This is a genomic window from Streptomyces sp. CNZ287 (assembly GCF_007827615.1).
This window is the reverse complement of the sequence record NZ_VISV01000003.1, coordinates 429307-451151: the sequence shown is the minus strand read 5'-3', so window position 1 is coordinate 451151 and position 21845 is coordinate 429307. Positions and strand designations below refer to the sequence as shown.

The window sequence follows — 21845 nt, the reverse complement described above, 5'->3', positions numbered from 1 at the left end:
CCGCCCCCGCCCGAAACCCGATGGCCCGCGCCCCGCCCCGCACGAAATACTCGCTCACGTGTTCTTCACCATCACCGCGACCGGCACCGACGCCGCGCCCGCCACCGACCTCGGCTTCCTCCTGCACAAGCACCCCGGCAAGGCGCAGGAGTTCGCCACTGCACGCGGCACGGCCCACGTCTTCTACCCCGAGGCGACTCCCGCCCGCTGCACCGCCGCGCTGCTCCTCGAAGTGGACCCCGTCGGCCTCGTGCGCGCCGCGAAGGGCAAGGACAGGGGCGGCAAGGGCAAGAGCCCCGACTCCGCCCTCGCGCAGTACGTCAACGACCGGCCGTACGCGGCGTCCTCCCTCCTCGCCGTCGCGCTCGGCCGCGTCTTCCGCACCGCCATGACCGGCACCAGCCGCACCCACCCCGAGCGCGCCGCCCAGCCCCTCCCGCTGCGCATCGAGGTCCCCGCCGTCCCCGCCCGCGGCGGCCCCGAACTGGTCGCCCGGCTCTTCGCGCCCATGGGCTGGCGGGTCACCGCCGACGCCGTGCCGCTGGACCCCGCGTTCCCCGAGTGGGGCGACTCGCGGTACGTGTCCCTCGTCCTCGACGGCGAGGTGCGGCTCGCCGACGCGCTGCGCCACCTGTACGTCCTGCTGCCGGTGCTCGACGACGCCAAGCACTACGGCGTCGCCCCCGACGAGGTCGACAAGCTGCTGCGCGCCGGGGAGGGCTGGCTGGAGGACCACCCCGAGCAGCGCCTCATCACCGGCCGGTACCTCTCCCGCCGCTGGTCGCTGGCGCGCGAGGCGCTGGAGCGGCTGGAGCTGGCCCGCCTCGCCGAGTCCGACGACGCCGAGCCCGAGGAGCTGGACAACGCCGTGGACGAGGCGACCGACACCGAGGAGAAGCCGGTGCCGCTCGCGGTGCAGCGCCGCGCCGCCATCGCCGAGGCGCTGCGCGCCGCGGGCGCGGCCCGGGTGCTCGACCTCGGCTGCGGCCAGGGCCAGTTGGTCAAGGAGCTGCTGAACGACCCGCGGTTCACCGAGATCGTCGGCGTCGACGTGTCCGTACGCGCCCTCGCCGCCGCCGCCCGCCGGCTGCGGCTGGAGCGCATGGGCGAGCGGCAGGCCGCGCGCGTGTCGCTGCTGCAGAGCGCGCTCACGTACACCGACCGCAGGCTCGCGGGCTATGACGCCGCCGTGCTGAGCGAGGTCGTGGAGCACGTCGACCCGCCGCGGCTGCCCGCCCTGGAGTACGCCGTGTTCGGCTCCGCCCGGCCCGCGACGGTGGTCGTGACGACGCCCAACTCCGAGTACAACGTGCGCTGGGAGTCGCTGCCCGCCGGCCACGTCCGGCACGCGGACCACCGCTTCGAGTGGACCCGGGCGGAGTTCCGCGCCTGGGCGGAACCGGTCGCGGCCAGGTTCGGCTACGCGGTGGCGTACGAGGGCGTGGGCCAGGACGACCCGGAGGTCGGCCACCCGACCCAGCTCGCGGTCTTCACCAGGACCGCCGCCCGCAGCGGCACCGAACCGGCCACCGGCACCACCACCGGGACGACCGGCCCCGACCACACCCCGAAGGAGGCGTCATGAGCGACACCACCCCGGCACCCGGCACCGCCGCCCGCCGCCTCGGCGTCCCCGACCTCTGTCTCGTCGTCCTCATCGGCACCACGGGCTCCGGCAAGTCCACCTTCGCCCGCCGGCACTTCAAGCCGACCGAGGTCCTCTCCTCCGACTTCTGCCGCGGCCTCGTCGCCGACGACGAGAACGACCAGTCCGCCTCCGGCGACGCCTTCGACGTCCTCCACTACATCGCCGGCAAGCGCCTCGCCGCGGGCCGGCTCACCGTCGTCGACGCCACCAGCGTCCAGCCCGAGGCCCGCCGTCAGCTCGTCCGGCTCGCCCGCGAGCACGACGTGCTGCCCGTCGCGATCGTCCTCGACGTCCCCGAGAGCGTCTGCCGCGAGCGCAACGCCGCCCGCCCCGACCGCGCCAGCATGGGCGCCCACGTCATCCCGCGGCAGCGCCGCGAGCTGCGCCGCGGTCTGCGCGGGCTGCAGCGCGAGGGCTTCCGCACCGTGCACCACCTGCGCGGCACGGACGAGATCGACGCCGCCCAGGTCGTGCTGGAGCGCCGCTACAACGATCTGGCCCACCTCACGGGACCGTTCGACCTCATCGGCGACGTGCACGGCTGCGCCCGCGAGCTGGAGACGCTGCTGACGAGCCTCGGGTACGAGGACGGGGTGCACCCCGCGGGCCGTACGGCGGTCTTCGTCGGCGACCTCGTCGACCGCGGCCCGGACAGCCCCGGTGTGCTGCGCCGCGTCATGGGCATGGTCGCCGCGGGCAGCGCGCTGTGCGTGCCCGGCAACCACGAGAACAAGCTGGGCCGCCTCCTGCACGGCCGCAACGTCAAGCTGACGCACGGCCTCGCCGAGACCGTCGAGCAGCTGGAGCGGGCGGAGGAGGCGGAGCCCGGGTTCCGCGAGCGGGTGCGGACGTTCGTCGACGGGCTCGTCAGCCACTACGTCCTCGACGGCGGCCGGCTCGTCGTCAGCCACGCCGGCCTGCCGGAGAAGTACCACGGCCGCACCTCCGGCCGGGTGCGCTCCTTCGCGCTGTACGGGGACACGACGGGCGAGACCGACGAGTACGGGCTGCCGGTGCGCTACCCGTGGGCCGAGGAGTACCGCGGGCGTGCCGCCGTCGTCTACGGCCACACCCCGACGCCGGAGGCGTCGTGGATCAACAACACCCTCTGCCTGGACACCGGCTGCGTCTTCGGCGGCAAGCTGACCGCGCTGCGCTGGCCGGAGCGCGAGCTGGTCGACGTCCCGGCCGAGCGCGTCTGGTACGAGCCGGTCAAGCCCCTCGCGGCCGGCGCCGCCGGTACGGACTCCGCACCGGCGGGTACGGCGGGCGACCGCCCGCTGGACCTCGCCGACGTGCAGGGCCGCCGCGTCGTCGAGACCGGCCAGCACGGCCGCGTCGCCGTACGGGAGGAGAACGCGGCGGCGGCTCTGGAGGTCATGAGCCGCTTCGCGGTCGACCCGCGGCTGCTGCTCTACCTGCCGCCGACGATGGCGCCGACCGCCACCTCCGCCGAGGAGGGGCATCTGGAGCACCCGGCGGAGGCGTTCGCGGCGTACCGCGCGGACGGCGTGGCGCGGGTGGTGTGCGAGGAGAAGCACATGGGATCGCGCGCCGTGGCGCTGGTGTGCCGGGACGCGGGCGTCGCGGAGAAGCGCTTCGGCCTGCCGCCGGGCGCGGGCGTGACGGGCGCGCTGCACACGCGCACGGGCCGCCCGTTCTTCCCGGACGCCGAGCGCACCGAGCAGGTGGTCGCCCGCGTCCGCGACGCGGCGACGGCGGCCGGGCTGTGGGAGGAGCTGGGGACGGACTGGCTGCTGCTCGACGCCGAGCTGCTGCCGTGGTCGCTGAAGGCGGGCGGGCTGCTGCGGCAGCAGTACGCCGCGGTGGGCGCGGCCTCGCGGGCGGTGTTCCCGGGTGCGCTGGCGGCGCTGGAGGCGACGCGCACGCGCCTGGCGGCCGCCGCGCCCGCGGTACCGCCGGCCGCGGGCACCGACCCCGCAACCGCCTCGGACTCCGGCCCTGTCACCGCGCTCGCCGCCCTCCTCGACCGCCAGCGCGAGCGGGCCGCCGACGCCGAGTCGTTCTCGGCCGCGTACCGCCGCTACTGCTGGCCGGTCGACGGGCTCGACGGCGTGCGCCTGGCCCCGTTCCAGCTCCTCGCCACCGAGGGCCGGAGCCTGGCGGGCGAGCCGCACGACGTGCAGCTCGCCCTCCTCGACCGGCTGGTGGCGCAGGACGCCACCGGCCTGCTCCAGCGCACCGGTCGGCTGTACGTCGACACCGGCGACGACGCGTCGGTGGCCGCGGGCGTGGCCTGGTGGCAGGAGATGACGGCGGCCGGCGGCGAGGGCATGGTCGTCAAGCCGCTCCAGGCGCTCGTACGGAGCGGGGAGGGCCGGCTCGTCCAGCCCGGCGTCAAGTGCCGCGGCCGGGAGTACCTGCGGATCATCTACGGCCCGGAGTACACCCGGCCGGAGAACCTGACCCGGCTGCGCAGCCGCTACCTGGGGCACAAGCGCTCCCTGGCGCTGCGCGAGTACGCGCTCGGCCTCGAAGCGCTGGACCGGCTGGCGGCGGGGGAGCCGCTGTGGCGGGTGCACGAGGCGGTGTTCGCGGTGCTGGCACTGGAGTCGGAGCCGGTGGACCCGCGGCTGTGAGACGGGCGGGCCCGCGCACCACCACCGCGGGCCCGCCGCACCCCCGCCCTCCCGCGCCGTTTCCGTCACTGATCCCGAACCGCTGCCCCGCGCCGCCCCGCGTGGCAGTCTGATCCCATGCCAGCGCCCTCATTCCGCGTCGACTCAGAGGCCGGTCGCCTGCGCCGCGTGATACTCCACCGGCCGGACATGGAGCTGAAGCGGCTCACGCCCCGCAACAAGGACGCCCTCCTCTTCGACGACGTGCTCTGGGTCCGCCGGGCCCGCGAGGAGCACGACGGCTTCGCCGACGTGCTGCGCGACCGCGGCGTGCAGGTCCACCTCTTCGGCGACCTGCTCGCCGAGAGCCTGGACCTGCCCGAGGCGCGGGCGCTGGTCCTCGACCGGGTCTTCGACGAGAAGGAGTACGGGCCGCTCGCCACCGAGAAGCTCCGCTCCACCTTCGACTCCATGGACTCCGCGGCGCTCGTGGAGGCGCTGGTCGGCGGGATGACGAAGCGCGAGTACCTGGACGGGTTCGCCGAGCCGGCGTCGGTGCGCTTCCACGTGATGGACCCGGACGACTTCCTCCTCGGCCCGCTGCCGAACCATCTGTTCACCCGGGACACCTCCTGCTGGGTCTACGACGGGGTGTCGATCAACGCGATGCGCTGGCCGGCGCGGCAGCGCGAGACGGTCCACTTCGAGGCGATCTACAAGCACCACCCGCTCTTCGCAGGGCCGGAGTCGGGCGAGTTCCACGTCTGGTCCGGCGGCCAGGAGGACTACCCGTCGACCATCGAGGGCGGCGACGTGCTGGTCATCGGCAACGGCGCCGTGCTCATCGGGATGAGCGAGCGGACCACGCCGCAGGCGGTGGAACTGCTGGCGCGCGGGCTCTTCGCGGCGGGCTCCGCGCGGACGATCGTGGCGCTGGACATGCCGAAGGCGCGGGCGTTCATGCACCTCGACACGGTGATGACGATGATCGACGGCGACACGTTCACGCAGTACGCGGGCCTGGGCATGCTGCGCTCGTACACCATCGAGCCCGGCTCGGGCAGCGACGATCTGAAGGTCACCGACCATCCGCCGGAGCACATGCACAACGCCGTCGCCGCCGCGCTGGGCCTGGACGGGATCCGGGTGCTGACGGCGACGCAGGACGTGCACGCCGCGGAGCGGGAGCAGTGGGACGACGGCTGCAACGTGCTGGCGGTGGAGCCGGGCGTGGTGGTGGCGTACGAGCGGAACTCGACCACGAACACGTTCCTGCGCAAGCAGGGCATCGAGGTGATCGAGATCCGCGGCAGCGAACTGGGCCGGGGCCGGGGCGGCCCGCGGTGCATGAGCTGCCCCGTCGAGCGCGACCCGGTCTAGGCATCGGGGTGCCGGCTCAGATCTGGTTGGTGCCTCCGTCGACGTAGAGGTTCGCACCGACGACGTAGCTGCTCTGCTCCGAGGCGAGGAAGGCCAGGACCGCGGCGGCCTCCTCGGGCCGGCCCATGCGGCCCTTGGCCACCGTCGCGGCGACGTTCTCCTTCACGGCCCGCGCGGTCTCCTCGTCGCCGAAGGCGGCGGTGCCCCGGGGGTCTCGATCCATGCGGGCGAGACCACGTTGACCCGGATGCCGCGGTCCTTCAGCTCGTTGGACCACGTCCGCGCGAAGGACCGGACCGCCGCCTTCGACGCCGCGTACGCGCCGAACGCCTCCACGCCGCGGTCGCCTGCGGTCGAGCCGACCAGGACGACCGAGGCCCCGTCGTTGCGCAGCGCTCACGTTTCCCCTGCGCATCGATACTGCGGGAAGAGCGAAGTACGATCCATGATGGAGGGTCCGGACTTCTTTACGTATCGTCCAGGAGGAGGTGCCCGGTGCTCGGCTTCCGTGATCCCGTGGCCGACGCGATCGGCCTGCTCCGGCCCCGCACGGTGATCGGCCCCAGCCTCCGGGCCACGGGCGAGTGGGCGTTGCGCTTCGACCCTTTCCCGCACGTGCGCATCGGGGGTCTCGTGCGCGGCACGTGCTGGCTCATCCTCGAAGGGCGCGAGCCGGTGCTCCTGCGGGAGGGCGACACCTTCATGCTGGGCAACCCCCCGCCCTACGTGCTCGCCACCTCGCCCGACGTCAGCCCGCGTCCCGCGGAGCCGGTGCTGGCGGGGGCGGCGTACGGGTTCGTGCGGATCGGCCCGGAGGCCGAGGACGACCTCTACCTCTGCATCGGGCACATCGCGTTCGACGAGCGGAACGCGGGCCTCCTCACCGACCTCCTGCCGCCGCTCGTGATCGTCCGCGTGTCCGATCCCCACGGCGGGCGGCTCGCGCAACTGATCGATCTCCTTGCCACCGAGGTCGGCGTCACCGCGGCCGGCGGCCCGCTGGTGCAGAACCACCTCGCGCAGATCCTGCTCGTGCACATGCTGCGCGCCCACGCAGGCCAGACGGACCGGCCCACCGGCTGGCTGGGTGCCCTCAACGACGACGGCGTCGGCGCCGCGCTGCGCGCCGTGCACGCCGACGTGGCCCACTCCTGGAGCCTCAAGGAGCTGGCGGAGATCAGCCGCATGTCGCGTTCCGCGTTCGCGCGGGCCTTCAAGAGCCACGTCGGGGTCCCGCCCCTGGAGTACCTGATCCAGTGGCGCATGAGCCTCGCCCGCGACGCCCTCGCCCGGGACACGCTGCCGATCTCCGAGCTGGCGCGGGCCACGGGCTACCTCTCCGAGAGCGCGTTCAGCACCGCGTTCCGCCGCGTGGTCGGCTCGTCGCCCGCACAGTTCCGGAGCCGGGCGCGGCAGCCGCCGCAGCCGACCGCGAACGGAAGCTGACGGAAGCTGACGGGGGCGTCCTGTGCACCACTGCCGTGAGGCGGGTAGGCGTCACCGGCGTGACGGTGGTGACGGGGCCCGGCCCACCGGGCGGTCTGTATAGTGATGCGTTCGCACGCATAGAATCTCAGGAGCGCGGAACCATGGCGATAGACCTCACCGGCCGGACCTTCGTCAAGGAGCTGGACTGCACCGCCGAGGAGCTGCACCACCTCCTGGCGCTGGCCGCCGAGCTGAAGGCGGCGAAGCGGGCGGGCACCGAGCGGCGGCGGCTGGCCGGGAAGAACGTCGCGCTGGTCTTCGAGAAGACCTCGACGCGCACCCGCGCCGCGTTCGAGGTCGCGGCGGCGGACCAGGGCGCGTCCACCACGTACATGGACCCGGCCGGCTCGCAGCTCGGCCACAAGGAGTCGGTGAAGGACACCGCCCGGGTGCTCGGGCGGATGTACGACGCCATCCAGTACCGCGGCGCCGCCCAGTCGGCCGTCGAGGAGCTGGCCGCGTACGCGGGCGTGCCCGTCTACAACGGCCTGACCGACGAGTGGCACCCCACGCAGATGCTCGCCGACGTGCTCACCATGTCCGAGCACCGCCCGGGCCCGGTCGGGGAGATCGCGTACGCCTACCTCGGCGACGCCCGCTTCAACATGGGCAACTCCTACCTCGTCACCGCCGCCCTGCTCGGCATGGACGTGCGCATCGTCGCGCCCCGGGAGTACTGGCCCGCCGACGCCGTCGTCGCCGGGGCCCGCCGGCTCGCCGCCGCCTCCGGCGCGCGGATCACCCTCACCGCCGACGTCGCCGAGGGCGTGGCCGGGGCCGACTTCGTCGCCACCGACGTGTGGGTCTCGATGGGGGAGCCGCAGGAGGTGTGGGACGAGCGGATCGCGGCGCTGCGCCCGTACGCGGTGACGACGGACGTGCTGCGCGCCACCGGCAACCCGGACGTCAAGTTCCTGCACTGCCTGCCCGCCTTCCACGACCTCGGCACGGCCGTCGGCCGGGAGATCCACGCGCGGCACGGACTGACGTCGCTGGAGGTCACCGACGAGGTCTTCGAGTCGGCGCACTCCGTCGTCTTCGACGAGGCGGAGAACCGGATGCACACCATCAAGGCGCTCATGGTCGCCACCCTGGGCTGACGTCCCGCCCCCGACCGCCCGGCAGCCCGCTCCCCGGGGCCGTGCGGCGGGACGCGTGCGCCCCGGCCCCGTATCGCGTGGTCGTGACGACAGTCACGTACAGGTGATAACTTCGGCTTACCGCCACCGCCCGCCACCGTCTGCAGACAGGGGCCGCGCACGATGAGCCCGTTCACCGGATCCGCCGGCCGCACCGCGCAGTGGGAGCATCTGCGGGTCACAGAAGACGACGGCGTCGTCACCGTCACGCTCGACCGCCCCGAGAAGCTCAACGCGCTGACCTTCGAGGCGTACGCGGACCTCCGCGACCTCATCGCCGAGCTGGCCCGCACCGGCGGCACCCGCGCGCTCGTCCTCGCCGGCGCGGGCCGGGGCTTCTGCTCCGGCGGCGACGTCGACGAGATCATCGGCGCCACCCTGGCCATGGACACCGGCCGGCTGCTGGACTTCAACCGCATGACGGGACAGGTCGTACGGGCCCTGCGCGAAGCCCCGTTCCCGGTGGTCGCCGCCGTGCACGGGGTCGCCGCGGGCGCCGGCGCCGTCCTCGCGCTCGCCGCCGACTTCCGCGTCGCCGACCACTCCGCGCGCTTCGCGTTCCTCTTCACCCGCGTCGGCCTCTCCGGCGGCGACATGGGCGCCGCCTACCTGCTGCCCCGCGTCGTCGGCCTCGGCCACGCCACCCGGCTGCTGATGCTCGGCGACGCCGTGCGCGCCGCCGAGGCCGCACGCATCGGCCTCCTCAGCGAACTCGCCGACGAGGGCCGCGCCGACGAGGCCGCCCAGGCGCTGGCCCGCCGCCTCGCCGCCGGGCCCACGCTCGCGTACGCGCAGACCAAGGCGCTGCTCACCGCCGAGCTGGACATGCCGCTGGCCGCCGCCGTCGAGATGGACGCCGCCACCCAGGCGCTGCTGATGAACAGCGCCGACTACGCCGAGTTCCACGCCGCGTTCACCGCCAAGCGGCCCCCGGCCTGGCAGGGGCGCTGAGCGCCGTGCGGGCCGCGGTCATCGGCGGCGGGCCCGGCGGGCTCTACGCCGCGGCGCTCCTCAAGCGGCTCGATCCCGCCCGTACGGTCACCGTCTACGAGCGCAACGCCCCGGACAGCACGTACGGCTTCGGCGTCGTGCTCTCCGACGAGACCCTCGGCGGCATCGAGCACGCCGACCCCGCCGTCTACGCCGCGCTGCAGCGGGAGTTCGTGCGCTGGGACGACATCGACATCGTCCACCGCGGCACCGTGCAGCGCTCCGGCGGCCACGGCTTCGCGGCCCTCGGCCGCCGCCGGCTGCTCGCGGTGCTCCAGCAGCGCTGCCGCGACCTCGGCGTCGACCTGCGGTTCCGCACCGAGGCGCCGCCCGCCGCCGAACTCGCCCGCGGCCACGACCTCGTCGTCGGCGCCGACGGCGTCAACAGCGCCACCCGCGAGGCGCACGCCGACGTCTTCCGCCCGCGGATCGCCGAACACCGCTGCCGGTACGTGTGGCTGTCCGCGCCGTTCGCGTTCGGCGCCTTCCGCTTCGAGATCGTCGAGACCGACGCGGGCGTCATGCAGTTGCACGGCTACCCGTACGCGATATCGGCCGCGTCGTCGGGAGGAGCCTCCACCGTCATCGTCGAGATGCGCGAGGAGGTCTGGCGCCGCGCCGGGTTCGACGCCTGCGGCGAGGAGGAGACGGCCAAGCGCTGCGCCGCGTACTTCGCCGACGCGCTCGGCGGCCGGCCGCTGACGGGCAACCGCTCGCAGTGGACGGCGTTCCGCACGGTCGTCAACGACCGCTGGTGGCACCATCCTTCGCCCGGCGGCGGCGCCGTCGTCCTCCTCGGCGACGCCGCCCACACCGCGCACTTCTCCGTCGGCTCCGGCACCAAACTCGCCGTCGAGGACGCCCTCGCGCTCGCCGCGTGCGTCGGGGAGCAGCCGGACGTGCCGGCCGCGCTCGCCGCGTACGAGGCCGAGCGCAAGCCCGTCGTCGCCTCCACCCAGCGCGCCGCGCACGCCAGCCGTGAGTGGTTCGAGGACCTGGCGCGCCATCTCGGCCGCCCGCCGCGGCAGTTCGCGTTCGACCTGCTGACCCGCAGCCGCCGCATCACCCACGACAACCTGCGGCTGCGCGACCCCGGCTTCGTCGCCGCCGTGGAGCGCGAGGCGGGGGTGCCGGAGGGCACGCCGCCGATGTTCACGCCGTACACCCTCGGCGGCCTCACGCTGCGCAACCGCGTCGTGTGCTCGCCGATGGACATGTACGTCGCCGAGGACGGCCTGCCCGGCGACTTCCACCTCGTCCACCTCGGCGCCCGCGCGCTGGGCGGCGCCGGTCTGGTGATGACCGAGATGGTCTGCGTCGGCCCCCGCGGCCGCATCACCCCCGGCTGCACCGGCCTCTGGTCGGACGAGCAGGAGGCCGGCTGGCGCCGCGTCGTCGACTTCGTACGCGGCCACGCGCCCGGCGCCGCCCTCGGCATCCAGCTCGGCCACTCCGGCCGCAAGGGCTCCACGAAGCTGATGTGGGAGGGCATCGACGAGCCGCTGCCCGAGGGCAACTGGCCCGTCGTCGCCCCCTCCCCGCTGCCGTACCGCGCGGGCCTGAACCAGACGCCGCGCGCGCTGGACCGCGCCGGAATGGACGCGATCCGCGAGGAGTTCGCCGCCGCCGCGCGCCGCGCCGCCCGCGCCGGGTTCGACCTGCTGGAGCTGCACTGCGCGCACGGCTACCTGCTGTCCGGCTTCCTCTCCCCGCTCACCAACCGCCGCACCGACGCCTACGGCGGCGACCTCGACGCCCGGCTGCGCTACCCGCTGGAGGTCTTCGACGCGGTACGGGCCGCGTGGCCGGCCGACCGCCCCGTGACCGTGCGGATCTCCGCCACCGACTGGGCCGAGGGCGGCACCACCGCGGCCGACGCGGTCGCCGTCGCCCGCGCGTTCGCCGCCCACGGCGCGGCGGCGATCGACGTCTCCACCGGCCAGGTCGTCGCCGACGAGCAGCCGGCGTTCGGCCGCTCGTACCAGACGCCGTACGCCGACCGGATCCGGGCGGAGACGGGGATCCCGGTGATCGCGGTCGGGGCGATCTCCTCGTGGGACGACGTCAACTCGCTGATCCTCGCCGGCCGCGCCGACTTGTGCGCCCTGGGCCGCCCTCACCTCTACGACCCGCACTGGACGCTGCACGCCGCCGCCGAGCAGGGCTACACGGGACCGGGCGCGCCGTGGCCCGCCCCGTACCGCGCGGGCAGCCGCAGGCCGCCGACCGGGCGCGCCGACGGGCCGAAGCCGCGGCTGACGCTGGACGGCGGCTGAGCGCGGGCCGCCGGCGGGGCCGGTGTGCCCCGCGCGTCAGCTCTGCCGGACGCCCAACCGGTCGGAGACCGAGGTCCGTTCGTACGCCAAGGACGGCGCGATGCGCTACCACCCCGGGTGGGGGGTTCGGGAGCGTCACTTCTGGAGGAACGCCAGCAGGTCCTGGTTGAACTGCTCCTTGAGGCCCGGCACGAGGGCGATGCCGTGGCTGCCGCCCTCGTAGACCTTCAGCTCGGCGCCCCGGACGATCTCGGCGGTCTTGCGGGCGGTGGCGTCGATCGGCACGATCTGGTCGTCGTCGCCGTGGACGACGAGGGTCGGGATGTCGAACTTCGCGAGGTCCTCGTGGAAGTCGGTGGCCGCGAAGGCGTCGACGCACGCGACGCCGCCCTCGATGGTCTCGTCCATGGCCATGTACCAGAACGCGTCCCTGTTGCCCTGGGTCGCCTTGGTGCCCTCGCGGTCGGCGGAGAAGAAGCCGGCGGACGCGTCCTTCCAGAACTGCGAGCGCTCGTCGAGGATCCCGGCCTTCATGTCGTCGAAGACCTTCTGCGGCACGCCCGCGGGATTGTCCGGGCCCTGGAGCATCAGCGGCGGAATCGCCGAGAGAAGCACCGCGGAACGCACCCGCGCGGTGCCGTGCCTGCCGATGTAGCGGGCCAGCTCGCCGCCGCCCATGGAATGTGCCACCAAGGTGACGTCCCGCAGATCCAGATCGGTGAGCAGGTCGTTCAGGTCGTCGGCGAAGGTGTCGAAGTCGTACCCGTCGAAGACCGGCGTGGACCGCCCGTGGCCCCGCCGGTCGTGCGCGATGCCGCGGAAGCCGGCGTCGGCCACGGCCTTGAGCTGGTCCTGCCAGGCGTCGCCGTTCAGGGGCCAGCCGTGGATGAACACCACGGGACGCCCCGTGCCCCAGTCCTTGTAGAAGATGTCGACACCGTCGCGCGTCGTGCAAACCGGCATGTCAGGAATCCCTTCCCGCGGGAGCAGCCGGGGGCGGACCGCCGCCCGGCGATTCGGAGAGGCATGACGAGAGGATTGCGGCCGCGAAGACGGGCGGCAGCACCGCATTCATCTTCGCCACGCCGACTAAACCCCGCAATTCGGGCACGGCCGGTGTGGAGGAGGCAGGGGGTCAGCGGCTCATCGCGCAGGACCGCCGGTCACGGTGCGTGCAGGGTCGCGCGGACGAACCGCGACGCGGGGGCACGCAGGCGGTCGTCCAGGGCCGCGAAGACCGCCGCCGCGCGGGCGCCCGGCCAGTCCGGGGGCAGGACCCCGGGCGGCAGGCCCGGGTCGGCGTAGGGGAGGTGGCGCCAGGTGTCGAGGGCCAGGAGGTAGTCGCGGTACGCGTCCGGGCCGGCGGCCCGCTCCGCCGCCGGGCGGGCGGACCACCTCGCCAGCACCGGCTCGTGGGCGTCCAGGAACGCCTCGTGCAGCTTCGCCGTGGCCGGGAGGTCCCACCACCGCGCCACCGCCTCCGGCGTCGGCGTGAAGCCCTCGTGGGTGCCGCGGAAGAGGTCGACGTACGGGGCGAGTTCCAGGCGGCTCAGGGTGTGCCGGGTCTCCTCCGCCACGTGCGCCGGGGCGATCCACACACCCGGGGCCGCCTGCCCGAAGCCGAGCCGGGCCAGCCGGGAGCGCAGCAGGTGGCGCTTGCGGCGTTCCTGCTCCGGCACGGAGAAGACCGCCAGCAGCCAGTCGCCGGGGCCCGCGGGGGCCTCCCGGCGGTAGATGCGGCGGTCGCCGTCGTCGAGGAGGGTGCGGGCGGACGGGGACAGGGCGTACGCGGCCTCGCCCTCGTGCCGTACGGGCACCAGCAGCCCGCGCCGCTTGAGCCGGGAGACCGCGGAGCGCACCGCGGGCGGGTCCACGCCCACCGCGCCCAGCAGCCGGATCAGCGCCGCCACGGGCACGCGCCCGGAGCCCGCGTCCTCGCCGCGGCCGAACGCGCCGTAGAAGCTGACGATCAGGGACCGCGGGGTTCGTTCGGCTGGCACTCGATCACTCTAGCGATTCCCGGCCGCCAGACCGGCCTGCTCCTCCCGCAGCCGGTAGCGCTGCAGCTTCCCGGTCGGCGTCCGCGGCAGCGCGTCCGTGAAGAGGATCTCCTTCGGGCACTTGTACGGCGTGATCTCGCCCTTCGTGAACTCCCGCAGCGCCGCCTCCGTCTCAGGACCCCGCACCACGCCCTCGCGCAGCACCGCGTACGCCACGACCACCGTGCCCCGCTCCGGGTCCGGACGCCCCACCACCGCGGCCTCCCGCACGTCCGGGTGGCGCAGCAGCGCGTCCTCGACCTCGGGCCCCGCGATGTTGTACCCGGCCGAAATGATCATGTCGTCCGCGCGCGCCACATACCGGAAGTACCCGTCGGGCTCGCGCACATACGTGTCGCCGGTGAGGTTCCAGCCGCCCCGCACGTACTCCCGCTGCCGCTCGTCGGCCAGATACCGGCACCCCGTGGGCCCGCGCACCGCCAGCAGCCCCGGCTCCCCGTCCGGCACCTCGGTCCCGGCCGCGTCCACGACCCGCGCCTCGTACCCGGGCACCGGCACGCCCGTCCACCCCGGGCGGGCGTCGTCGTCGGCCGCGGAGATGAAGATGTGCAGCATCTCGGTGGCGCCGATGCCGTTGATGATCCGCAGCCCGGTGCGCTCGCGCCACTCCTGCCAGGTGACCGCCGGCAGGTTCTCGCCCGCGGACACGCAGCGGCGCAGCGAGCCGGTGTCGTACGCGCCGAGCTTGTCGAGCATCGCCCGGTACGCGGTCGGGGCGGTGAACAGCACCGAGACCCGGTGCTCCGCGACCGCGGGCAGCAGCCGGTCGGGCCCGGCCTGCTCCAGCAGCAGCGCCGAGGCGCCGGCCCGCATCGGGAAGACCACGAGGCCGCCGAGGCCGAAGGTGAAGCCCAGCGGCGGGCTGCCCGCGAACACGTCGTCGGGGAGGGGCTTCAGCACGTGCGCGGAGAAGGTGTCGGCGATGGCCAGGACGTCGCGGTGGAAGTGGACGCAGCCCTTGGGCCGGCCGGTGGTGCCGGAGGTGAAGGCGATCAGCGCGACGTCGTCGACGGAGGTCTCCACGGGGGCGTACGCGTCGGGTTTGGCGTCGGCGAGGCGCAGCAGGTCGCCGGGCTCCCCGCCGCCGTACGGGACGACCGTCAGCCCCGCCACCTCCGCCCGGGTCAGGTCGTCGAGCGAACGGGCGTCGCACAGCGCGTGCCGTATCCGCGCGATCTCGCAGATGCCGCGCAGTTCGTGCGCGCGCTGCGCGGCCAGCACGGTGACGGCGACCGCGCCCGCCTTCATGACGGCCAGCCAGCAGGCCACCAGCCAGGGCGTGGTGGGCCCGCGCAGCAGGACGCGGTTGCCGGGCAGCACGCCGAGGTCGTCGGTGAGCACGTGCGCGATCCGGTCGGTGCGGCGCTGCAGTTCGCCGTACGTCCACGTCTCGCCGGCGGCGGTGTGCAGGGCGGGGCGGCCGGCGCCGAACCGCTCGACGGTGGCGTCGAGCAACTCCGCGCCGCAGTTGAGCCGGTCGGGGTAGTGCAGGCCGGGGAGCGGGAAGACCAGGTCCGGCCACTGCCCGGGCGGCGGGAGGTGGTCGCGGGCGAAGGTGTCGGCGTGGGCGGAAGGCTTGAGCTGCATGGCGTAGGCCCCCTAGGTCTGCCCTGCGGTACCCCAAGGAGCGTAGCGTTGGCGTGACGACAGTCAACAGTCCGCGATAACCGCCGGGGCGGGCCCGTACGCGCACCGGACGCGCCTGGGGCGCGGACCGGACGCCACCCCCGCGAGAGAGGAGCACCGCATGGCGCAGCAGCCGCCGCCGCACCCGCAGCCGCCGCAGCCCTTCGCGCTCGACCCCGGGCTCCAGGCGTGGTGCGCCGAGCTGCGTGCTTTCGCCGCGCGGCGGCTGCGCCCGCTGGCCGAGGCCGGCGCGCCGGGACGGGTCAACCGGCCGCTCCTCGCCGCCCTCGGCGCCCCGGGCGACGACGGCGAACCCGGCCTGCTGACGCGGGTGTTCCCCGCCGCCGGGCCGGTCTCGGCGCTCACGCTCTGCCTGCTGCGCGAGTCGCTGGCCCGCGAGTGCACCGAGGCCGAGACGGCGCTCGCGCTCCAGGGGCTCGGCGCGTACCCCGTCGTGCAGGCCGGGACGGACGAGCAGCGGGAGCGCTGGCTGCCGGAGGTGACGGCCGGGCGGGCCGTCGCCGCCTTCGCGCTCACCGAGCCGGAGGCGGGCTCCGACGCGGCGGCGCTGCGGCTGGCCGCCGAGCCGGACGGGCCGGGGCGCTGGCGGCTGACCGGCGAGAAGAAGTGGATCTCCAACGCCCCGGAGGCCGACGTCGCCACCGTCTTCGCCCGCACCACGCCGGACGCCGGCGCCCGCGGCGTGACCGCCTTCCTCGTGCCCGCCGGCCGCCCCGGGCTCACCGGCGAGCCCCTCACCATGCTCAGCCCGCACCCCATCGGCACCCTGCGCTTCGACGGCGTCCCCGTCACCGCCGCCGACGTCCTCGGGGAGGTCGACGGCGGCTTCCGCACCGCCATGGCGACGCTCAACCTCTTCCGCCCCTCCGTCGGCGCGTTCGCCGTCGGCATGGCGCAGGCGGCGCTCGACGCGGCGCTGGACCACGCCGGGCGGCGGGAGGCGTTCGGCGGGCCGCTGAAGGACCTGCAGTCCGTCGCGCACACCCTCGCCGAGACGGCCACCCGCGTCGAGGCGGCCCGGCTGCTGGTGTACGCGGCGGCCTCGGCGTACGACGCGGGCGCGCCGGACGTCGCCCGGCGGTCGGCGATGGCGAAGCTGCTGGCCACCGAGACGGCGCAGGCGGCCGTCGACGCGGCGGTGCAGATCCACGGCGCCCGCGCGCTTGAGGCCGGGCATCTGCTGGAGCACCTGTACCGCGAGGTGCGCGCGCCGCGCATCTACGAGGGGGCGACGGAGGTGCAGCGGAGCATCATCGCCAAGGAGCTGTACCGCAGGTGACCGGCGGGCGTACGGTCGCGGGCCACCGGCGCCGTACGCCACCCGGCCGCCCCGCAGGAACCACCGCAGAACCACCGAAGGGACCCCGCCGCCGTGTCCGTCCACCGCGTCAACCCCGCCTCCCTCGCCCGCCCCTCCGGCTTCAGCCACGCCGTCACCGCGACCGGCTCGTCCCTCGTCTTCCTCGCCGGCCAGACCGCCCTCGACGGCGCCGGCCGGGTCGTCGGCGACACCCTCCCCGCCCAGTTCGAGCAGGCCCTCGGCAACCTCCTCACCGCGCTCGGCGCCTGCGCGGGGGAACCCGCCCACCTCACCCGCGTCACCGTCTACGCCACCGACCCCGAGGACTACCGCGCCCACGCCGCGGAACTGGGCCGCATCTGGCGCCGGCTGGCCGGCGACACGTACCCGGCGATGGCCCTCATCGGCGTCACCCGGCTCTGGGACGCCGAGGCGCTGGTCGAGCTGGACGGCATCGCGGTACTGCCCTGACCCCGGCGCGACACCGGCAGAAACCCCCCGGCAGGTCGCGGTCCCGCTACGAGACGGCCGCAGTGCGGCGACCGCACGCCGCTACGAACTGGTGACCGGGCGGCATCGTAGGTAGATTCATGCGCACCCCCAACCGCCGCACGCAGAACAGAGGTTGCGCTTCGATGGCACACGGCAGGACGGAGCTTGGCCGCTACGAGGCGCGCCTGCTCCTGTGGCTGCTGCGTGAGTCCGGCCACCGCCCCGACGTGCCCGTGCGCACCGCCGCCTTCGGCCTGGAGCAGAACAAGCCGCCCCTCGGCGTCTCCGCCGTCATCGCCGCGCTGGCGGACCGCGGCCTGGTGGACGTCCACCGCTGGCCCGAGCACACCCCCGCCGACACCTCGCTGCGCCCGGAGGGCCACCGGCGCGCGCTGCGCCTGGAGCGCGAGCGCCGCGACCCGGGGGCGCGCCAGGAGTACGCCGAGAACGCGGTGCTGCGCTGGGCGTTCGAGCACCGCGGCGACGAGGCGCTGCTGCTGCGCGACTTCTTCGTGGCCGACCACGTCTTCTTCCACGGCGACGCCCTCCGGGCCGGCGAAGTCCTCGCCGCGGCCCGCTCGTTACGGGCCGCGGGGCTGCTGGGCCTCACCGGCGACGGGGTCGACGGGGACGTGGTCACCGGGCGGGCCGAGCTGACCGAGCGCGGGCTGGACTGCGGCCACGCGGGCACCGGCCTCGCCGAGTTCCTGCGCCAGGAGCGCGAGCGGCAGTCCACGTACCGCATCGACACCATCCAGGGCCCGGTCACCTTCATCAGCAACAGCACCGTCACCTACGTCGGCACGCTCGCCGACGAACTCGCCGGCCTGGGCCCCGGGCTCGGCCTCGACGAGGAGCGGCTGCGGCACCTGCTGCGGCAGGGGGACGAGCTGCGCCGCGCGGCAGAGGAGGGCGGGCCGGGACGGCTGCGGGCGCTCGTCGACCGGATCCGCGAGGAACTGACCAGCGCCCCTGACACCACCGGGCGCCAACTGCTGCTCGACATGGCACGACAGGTCGGCGGCATGCTCGGGTAGCCGGGACGCCGTCGCGCAACGGGAGGGAAGCGGAGCTTGACCCTGTACGGACGTGATGCCGTGCTGCGCGAACTGGTGCCCCGCATGGTGGGGCTGCACCACACGAAGCGGAAGGCCGTACGGCAGGAGCCGCGCGACGAGGTGCCCGCCGTGCTCCTCCACGGCGGGCACGGCAGCGGCCGCACCGCCGTGCTGGACGCGCTGCGCGAGGCGTACGCCGACCGCGTCCCCGTCGCCGCCGTCGACTGCGCCGGCGTCCGCGACGACGACGCCGCCGTCTCCAACACCTCGCCCGTCGCCGAGCTGCTGACCGGCCTGGCCCGCGGCCTGAGCGCGCACTGCCCCGGCTTCGGCCGGCTGCGGCTGCCCCGGCTGCTCACCGGACTGGTGGCCGTCAGCGCCTGGCACCGCGGCGAGCTGGACGAGCAGGCGTGCGCCCGCGAGCGCGTCGAGGCGCTGCTCACCGACTGCGGGCTGGAGAAGAACCCGGAACGGGCCCGCAACTGGCCCGGTGACGTCCTCGACCGCATCGGCGGCTGGGGCACCGACGAGCTGGGCCCGGTCGCCGCCGCGAGCGTCCGGCTCTTCACCGACCGGTACCTCGGCTTCCGGGAGAGCCGGGCGGTGCGCCAGTGGTACGGGGGGCTGGCGGACGTACCCACCTCGCAGCAGGACGACAACCACGTGCTCACCGCGCTGTGCCGCGCCTTCCACCTCGGCGAGGGCATGCGGCGGCGCATCGAGGTCCACCTGGTCGAGGCGCTGCTGGAGGACCTGCGGGCCGCGTACACCGGATGGCGCCACCTCAACGCCGCGCCCCGGCCGCTGGCCCTCCTGGACAACGTCCACACCGCCGCCGGCACCGAGCTGCTCGACCTGCTGCTCGCCCGGCGCGTCACCGCCGCCGAGCGGCCCGACCCGCTGGTCGTCGTCGCCGCCACGCTCGGCGAGCCCCACGGCGACCGGTACGCCGGCGCGGCGCGCTGGACCGCCGCGAACGTCCCCGGGCTGCGCGAGTGGCGCCGCGGCGGCGAGCCGGGCGACCCGGCCGCCGGACTCGTCACCCTGCCGCTGCCGCCGCTGGACCCCGACGAGCTGCTGTCGATGATGCACGTCGGCGAGGAGCGGGCGGTGCGCCAGGAAGTGGCCCGCGCCGTGCACCGGTTCACCGGCGGCAGCCCGCTGGGCTGCCGGATCTTCTACGACGCCCTCGACGCCGCGCCGGACCCCGCGGCCGTCGAGCCGCACGAGCTGACGCGGCTGCGGCTCGCCGGGGAGCACGTGACCGAGCTGATACTCGCCGCGCTCGTCCCCGACGCGGGGCTCAGCTCGTACCTCGTGCTGCTGTCCGTCGCGCAGGACGCCGCCGCGGCCCGCGCACTGGCCGGCGCGTACCTGACCAGGGACCACCAGGCCGGCGCCGTCGAGGAGGCACGCAGCCACCTGCGCGACGAGCGGTGGCCGCAGCCCGGTCGGCCCTTCGTCGGCGACGACTTCCTGCGCGCCGTCCTCGTCGACGAGCTGCGCCGCCGCCCGGCGGACGCCACCGACCCGCCGCAGCCCTGGCCGGAGCTGCACGAGCTGCTGCGCCGGCACCACGAGGACCGCGGCGAGCACGCCGCCGCCCACCACCACGAACTGGCCGCGGGCCGCCCCGCCGAGCCGGCCCGCTGGCTCGCCGAGACCCTCCACGGGCCGGCCACCGACCGGTGGCTCACCGACCTGTGGCACATCGCCCGCGCCCCGCACCCGCCCGACCCCGCCTGGGCCGACGTGTGCCGGGCGACGGCGTCGGGGGAGCGGGACGGCACGCTGGCGGGCGCCGACTCCGTCGCGCGGTCGGTCAACCGGCTGCTGCACGCGGTCTGGTACGCCGCCGACCCCCTGTCCGTACCCGACGCGCACCTGCGCGGCCGGATCGGGCGGGAGCTGGACTTCCTGTCGTTCGAGCACCCCACCGGCGGCAGGGCGCTGTACGCCGCGTCGCAGGACTGGCCGGCGGCGCTCAAGGAACTGCGCACACCGGACTCGGCCGTGGAACGCCGCGAGGGCGGCGAGGAGGGGAGGGGCCATGCCATTCCTTAGCCGGCCGCTGGGCCGCGCCGAGAAGGCGATCCTGGGGATGCTGACCGTCGCGGCGATCACCGCGGCCACCGTGCTGGTGGTCCTCGGTCTCGGCGGCGAAGGGGCGTGCGGCGACGGGCTCGTGGAGTCGGCGAACGGCGAGGAGTGCGTCGGCGTCGCCGACGCCACCGCCGAGTCGCCGGCCTTCGCGCCGGGCGCGGACGGTCCCGACGAGCGGATCGCGGACCTCGTACGGCAGATCGGTGCGGAGAACGAGCGGGTCCGCGCCGGCTGGGAGGACGACGACAGCTCCGCCCGCGAACCGTACGTGCGCGTCGGGCTCATGATGCCGTTCAACGCCACCGAGTCCAGCGCCATGACCCCCGAGGTCGTCCAGAACACCCTCGCCGGCGTGCTCACCGCCCAGCTCGCGGCCAACCGCGGCCAGGGCGTCAACTACCAGCTCCTGCTGGCCAACGTCGGCAAGGACCTCTCGCAGTGGCGGCCGGCCGTCGACGCGCTCGCCGCCCTCACCACCGGCAGGGCGCCGACCAGGGGGGACTCCCCGCTCGTCGGCGTGGTCGGCCTGCCCAACAGCGAGCAGGACACCGAGGACGCGGCCGTGGCGCTCTCCAGGGCCGACATACCGGCCGTCAGCGGCGTGCTCAGCTCGCCGGAGATCAGCGCCGACACCCTGTTCAAGTCCGCGCCGTCCAACACCGAATCGGTCGCCGCGCTCGCCGACTACCTCGAAGGACACCCGGGCGCCAGGCCCGGCAAGCCCTCCGGCTACCTCGTGTGGGACTCGCGCAAGGAGGACGACTACGTCACCAACACCCGCGACAACATGCGCGACGTGTTCGGCGAGGAGTACCAACTGGAGAACCGCAGCTCCTCCTTCGTCGGCATCATGGGCGACTACAAGGGCGCGCCGCGCCGCTTCTCCCCGGCCGCGCGGGGGATATGCCGGCTGGAGGCCGACACGGTCTTCTACGCCGGCCGCGACTCCGACCTGCCGTACCTCATCACCCAGTTGTCCGACGAGCCGGAGTGCGACGACTTCGACACCGAGATCCGCATCCTGCGGGTGGCGACCGGCCTGCCCGAAGGGCTGACGGGCGAGCAGGTACGCGCCGACATGGCCGAGGCCCGCGTCGTCACCGTCGGCGCCTCGGCGACGGACGCGCCCTCGTGGCGGGCCGGGGACGGGGCCGACGAGCGCTTCACCACCTTCGCCACCGGGTTCGCGAAGGTCAGCGGGCTGCCGGGGGAGGCGCTCGACGACGGGTACGCGATCATGCACCACGACGCCTTCACCGTCCTCGCCCAGGCCGTCGGCACCGCGCTCGACGACCTGAACCGGCCGGACGGGGGCGAGTCCGACCGGCTGCCGTCCAAGCTGGACGTGTACAACACCATCACCAACATGAAGGTGGTCGCGGGCGGCGACCCGTGCCAGGACTGCGTGCACGGTGCCAGCGGGCAGTTCGGCTTCGACGTGGAGAAGGACAACTGGCCGGTCTGCAAGCCGGTCCCGGTGATCGAGTACCCGCGCCCGGAGGACGCGGACCGGCCGCGGCCGTACCGGACGTTCCAGGCCCCGGACGGCACGTGCCCGGCCTGAAGGCCCGCCCCGGCGATCCGGCCCGACGACCGCGTACGAGGACCGCGTACGAGGACCGCGTACGAGGACCGCGTACGAGGACCGCGTACGAGGACCGCGTATGACGACCGCATACGACGAG

15 protein-coding genes and 1 pseudogene are annotated in these 21845 nt (G+C 74.7%); 12 read left to right on the top strand and 4 right to left on the bottom strand.

What is annotated here, in order from left to right:
- Nucleotides 1-58: 58 nt before the first annotated feature.
- The 3 genes from FB457_RS09495 (at nucleotide 59) to FB457_RS09485 (ending at nucleotide 5607) form a co-directional block, all read left to right on the top strand.
- Nucleotides 59-1585 carry a 3' terminal RNA ribose 2'-O-methyltransferase Hen1 gene (locus tag FB457_RS09495; RefSeq protein WP_047018620.1) on the top strand — a complete coding sequence of 509 codons (1527 nt, stop codon included), beginning with the start codon at nucleotides 59-61 and terminating at the stop codon, nucleotides 1583-1585.
- A complete protein-coding gene (locus FB457_RS09490) occupies nucleotides 1582-4248 on the top strand; it encodes a polynucleotide kinase-phosphatase (protein ID WP_145781486.1) in 2667 nt (888 codons plus the stop codon). The genes FB457_RS09495 and FB457_RS09490 overlap by 4 nt, the downstream gene beginning before the upstream one ends.
- Before the next feature lie 117 nt (nucleotides 4249-4365).
- Complete coding sequence (locus tag FB457_RS09485; protein WP_047018622.1) at nucleotides 4366-5607, top strand: arginine deiminase; 1242 nt, start codon at nucleotides 4366-4368, stop codon at nucleotides 5605-5607.
- A 16-nt stretch (nucleotides 5608-5623) separates the two neighbouring features.
- On the opposite strand, the pseudogene FB457_RS09480 reads toward FB457_RS09485, so the two are convergent.
- Nucleotides 5624-6000 (bottom strand): annotated as a pseudogene (locus tag FB457_RS09480) (SDR family NAD(P)-dependent oxidoreductase); the annotation flags it as partial.
- Between the two features lie 102 nt (nucleotides 6001-6102).
- Here FB457_RS09480 and FB457_RS09475 point away from each other — a divergent pair.
- From FB457_RS09475 to FB457_RS09460, 4 genes are all read left to right on the top strand, one after another.
- Entirely contained in the window at nucleotides 6103-7053 is a 951-nt protein-coding gene (locus FB457_RS09475; protein WP_047018623.1) for an AraC family transcriptional regulator, read from the top strand.
- A 143-nt stretch (nucleotides 7054-7196) separates the two neighbouring features.
- Nucleotides 7197-8195 carry an ornithine carbamoyltransferase gene (argF, locus tag FB457_RS09470; RefSeq protein WP_047018624.1) on the top strand — a complete coding sequence of 333 codons (999 nt, stop codon included), beginning with the start codon at nucleotides 7197-7199 and terminating at the stop codon, nucleotides 8193-8195.
- A gap of 162 nt (nucleotides 8196-8357) precedes the next feature.
- Nucleotides 8358-9185: an enoyl-CoA hydratase family protein gene (locus tag FB457_RS09465; protein WP_047018625.1), complete on the top strand. Its 828-nt coding sequence runs from the start codon at nucleotides 8358-8360 to the stop codon at nucleotides 9183-9185.
- Nucleotides 9186-9190: 5 nt separating this feature from the next.
- Nucleotides 9191-11500, top strand: a complete 2310-nt coding sequence (locus FB457_RS09460; RefSeq protein WP_145781484.1) for a bifunctional salicylyl-CoA 5-hydroxylase/oxidoreductase — start codon at nucleotides 9191-9193, stop codon at nucleotides 11498-11500.
- Nucleotides 11501-11635: 135 nt separating this feature from the next.
- Here the strand turns inward: FB457_RS09460 and FB457_RS09455 are convergent, their stop codons facing one another.
- From FB457_RS09455 to FB457_RS09445, 3 genes are all read right to left on the bottom strand, one after another.
- Nucleotides 11636-12463, bottom strand: coding sequence for an alpha/beta fold hydrolase (locus tag FB457_RS09455; protein ID WP_145781482.1), 828 nt, complete (start codon nucleotides 12461-12463; stop codon nucleotides 11636-11638).
- A gap of 200 nt (nucleotides 12464-12663) precedes the next feature.
- On the bottom strand, nucleotides 12664-13500 hold the full coding sequence (locus FB457_RS09450; protein WP_145781480.1) for a PaaX family transcriptional regulator C-terminal domain-containing protein: 837 nt from the start codon (nucleotides 13498-13500) through the stop codon (nucleotides 12664-12666).
- Between the two features lie 9 nt (nucleotides 13501-13509).
- Nucleotides 13510-15147: an AMP-binding protein gene (locus FB457_RS09445; RefSeq protein ID WP_047018629.1), complete on the bottom strand. Its 1638-nt coding sequence runs from the start codon at nucleotides 15145-15147 to the stop codon at nucleotides 13510-13512.
- Between the two features lie 160 nt (nucleotides 15148-15307).
- On the opposite strand from FB457_RS09445, the gene FB457_RS09440 reads away from it, so the two are divergent.
- The 5 genes from FB457_RS09440 (at nucleotide 15308) to FB457_RS09420 (ending at nucleotide 21724) form a co-directional block, all read left to right on the top strand.
- Nucleotides 15308-16486 (top strand): acyl-CoA dehydrogenase family protein, encoded by a 1179-nt coding sequence (locus FB457_RS09440; RefSeq protein ID WP_047018630.1) that lies wholly within the window; start codon nucleotides 15308-15310, stop codon nucleotides 16484-16486.
- Nucleotides 16487-16579: 93 nt separating this feature from the next.
- Entirely contained in the window at nucleotides 16580-16978 is a 399-nt protein-coding gene (locus FB457_RS09435; RefSeq protein ID WP_047018631.1) for a RidA family protein, read from the top strand.
- A gap of 164 nt (nucleotides 16979-17142) precedes the next feature.
- Nucleotides 17143-18036 carry a hypothetical protein gene (locus FB457_RS09430; protein WP_047018632.1) on the top strand — a complete coding sequence of 298 codons (894 nt, stop codon included), beginning with the start codon at nucleotides 17143-17145 and terminating at the stop codon, nucleotides 18034-18036.
- Between the two features lie 36 nt (nucleotides 18037-18072).
- Complete coding sequence (locus tag FB457_RS09425) at nucleotides 18073-20121, top strand: ATP-binding protein (RefSeq protein WP_253911465.1); 2049 nt, start codon at nucleotides 18073-18075, stop codon at nucleotides 20119-20121.
- On the top strand, nucleotides 20108-21724 hold the full coding sequence (locus FB457_RS09420; RefSeq protein ID WP_253911466.1) for a hypothetical protein: 1617 nt from the start codon (nucleotides 20108-20110) through the stop codon (nucleotides 21722-21724). Before FB457_RS09425 ends, FB457_RS09420 begins: the two co-directional genes overlap by 14 nt.
- The last annotated feature ends 121 nt before the right edge of the window (nucleotides 21725-21845 follow it).

Excerpts from the sequence above, each read along its gene's own strand:
- FB457_RS09490 (WP_145781486.1), top strand. The coding sequence starts at position 1,582 with ATGAGCGACACCACCCCGGCACCCGGCACCGCCGCCCGCCGCCTCGGC.
- FB457_RS09485 (WP_047018622.1), top strand. The coding sequence starts at position 4,366 with ATGCCAGCGCCCTCATTCCGCGTCGACTCAGAGGCCGGTCGCCTGCGC.
- argF (WP_047018624.1), top strand. The coding sequence starts at position 7,197 with ATGGCGATAGACCTCACCGGCCGGACCTTCGTCAAGGAGCTGGACTGC.
- FB457_RS09465 (WP_047018625.1), top strand. The coding sequence starts at position 8,358 with ATGAGCCCGTTCACCGGATCCGCCGGCCGCACCGCGCAGTGGGAGCAT.
- FB457_RS09455 (WP_145781482.1), bottom strand. The coding sequence starts at position 12,463 with ATGCCGGTTTGCACGACGCGCGACGGTGTCGACATCTTCTACAAGGAC.
- FB457_RS09445 (WP_047018629.1), bottom strand. The coding sequence starts at position 15,147 with ATGCAGCTCAAGCCTTCCGCCCACGCCGACACCTTCGCCCGCGACCAC.
- FB457_RS09440 (WP_047018630.1), top strand. The coding sequence starts at position 15,308 with ATGGCGCAGCAGCCGCCGCCGCACCCGCAGCCGCCGCAGCCCTTCGCG.
- FB457_RS09430 (WP_047018632.1), top strand. The coding sequence starts at position 17,143 with ATGGCACACGGCAGGACGGAGCTTGGCCGCTACGAGGCGCGCCTGCTC.
- FB457_RS09420 (WP_253911466.1), top strand. The coding sequence starts at position 20,108 with ATGCCATTCCTTAGCCGGCCGCTGGGCCGCGCCGAGAAGGCGATCCTG.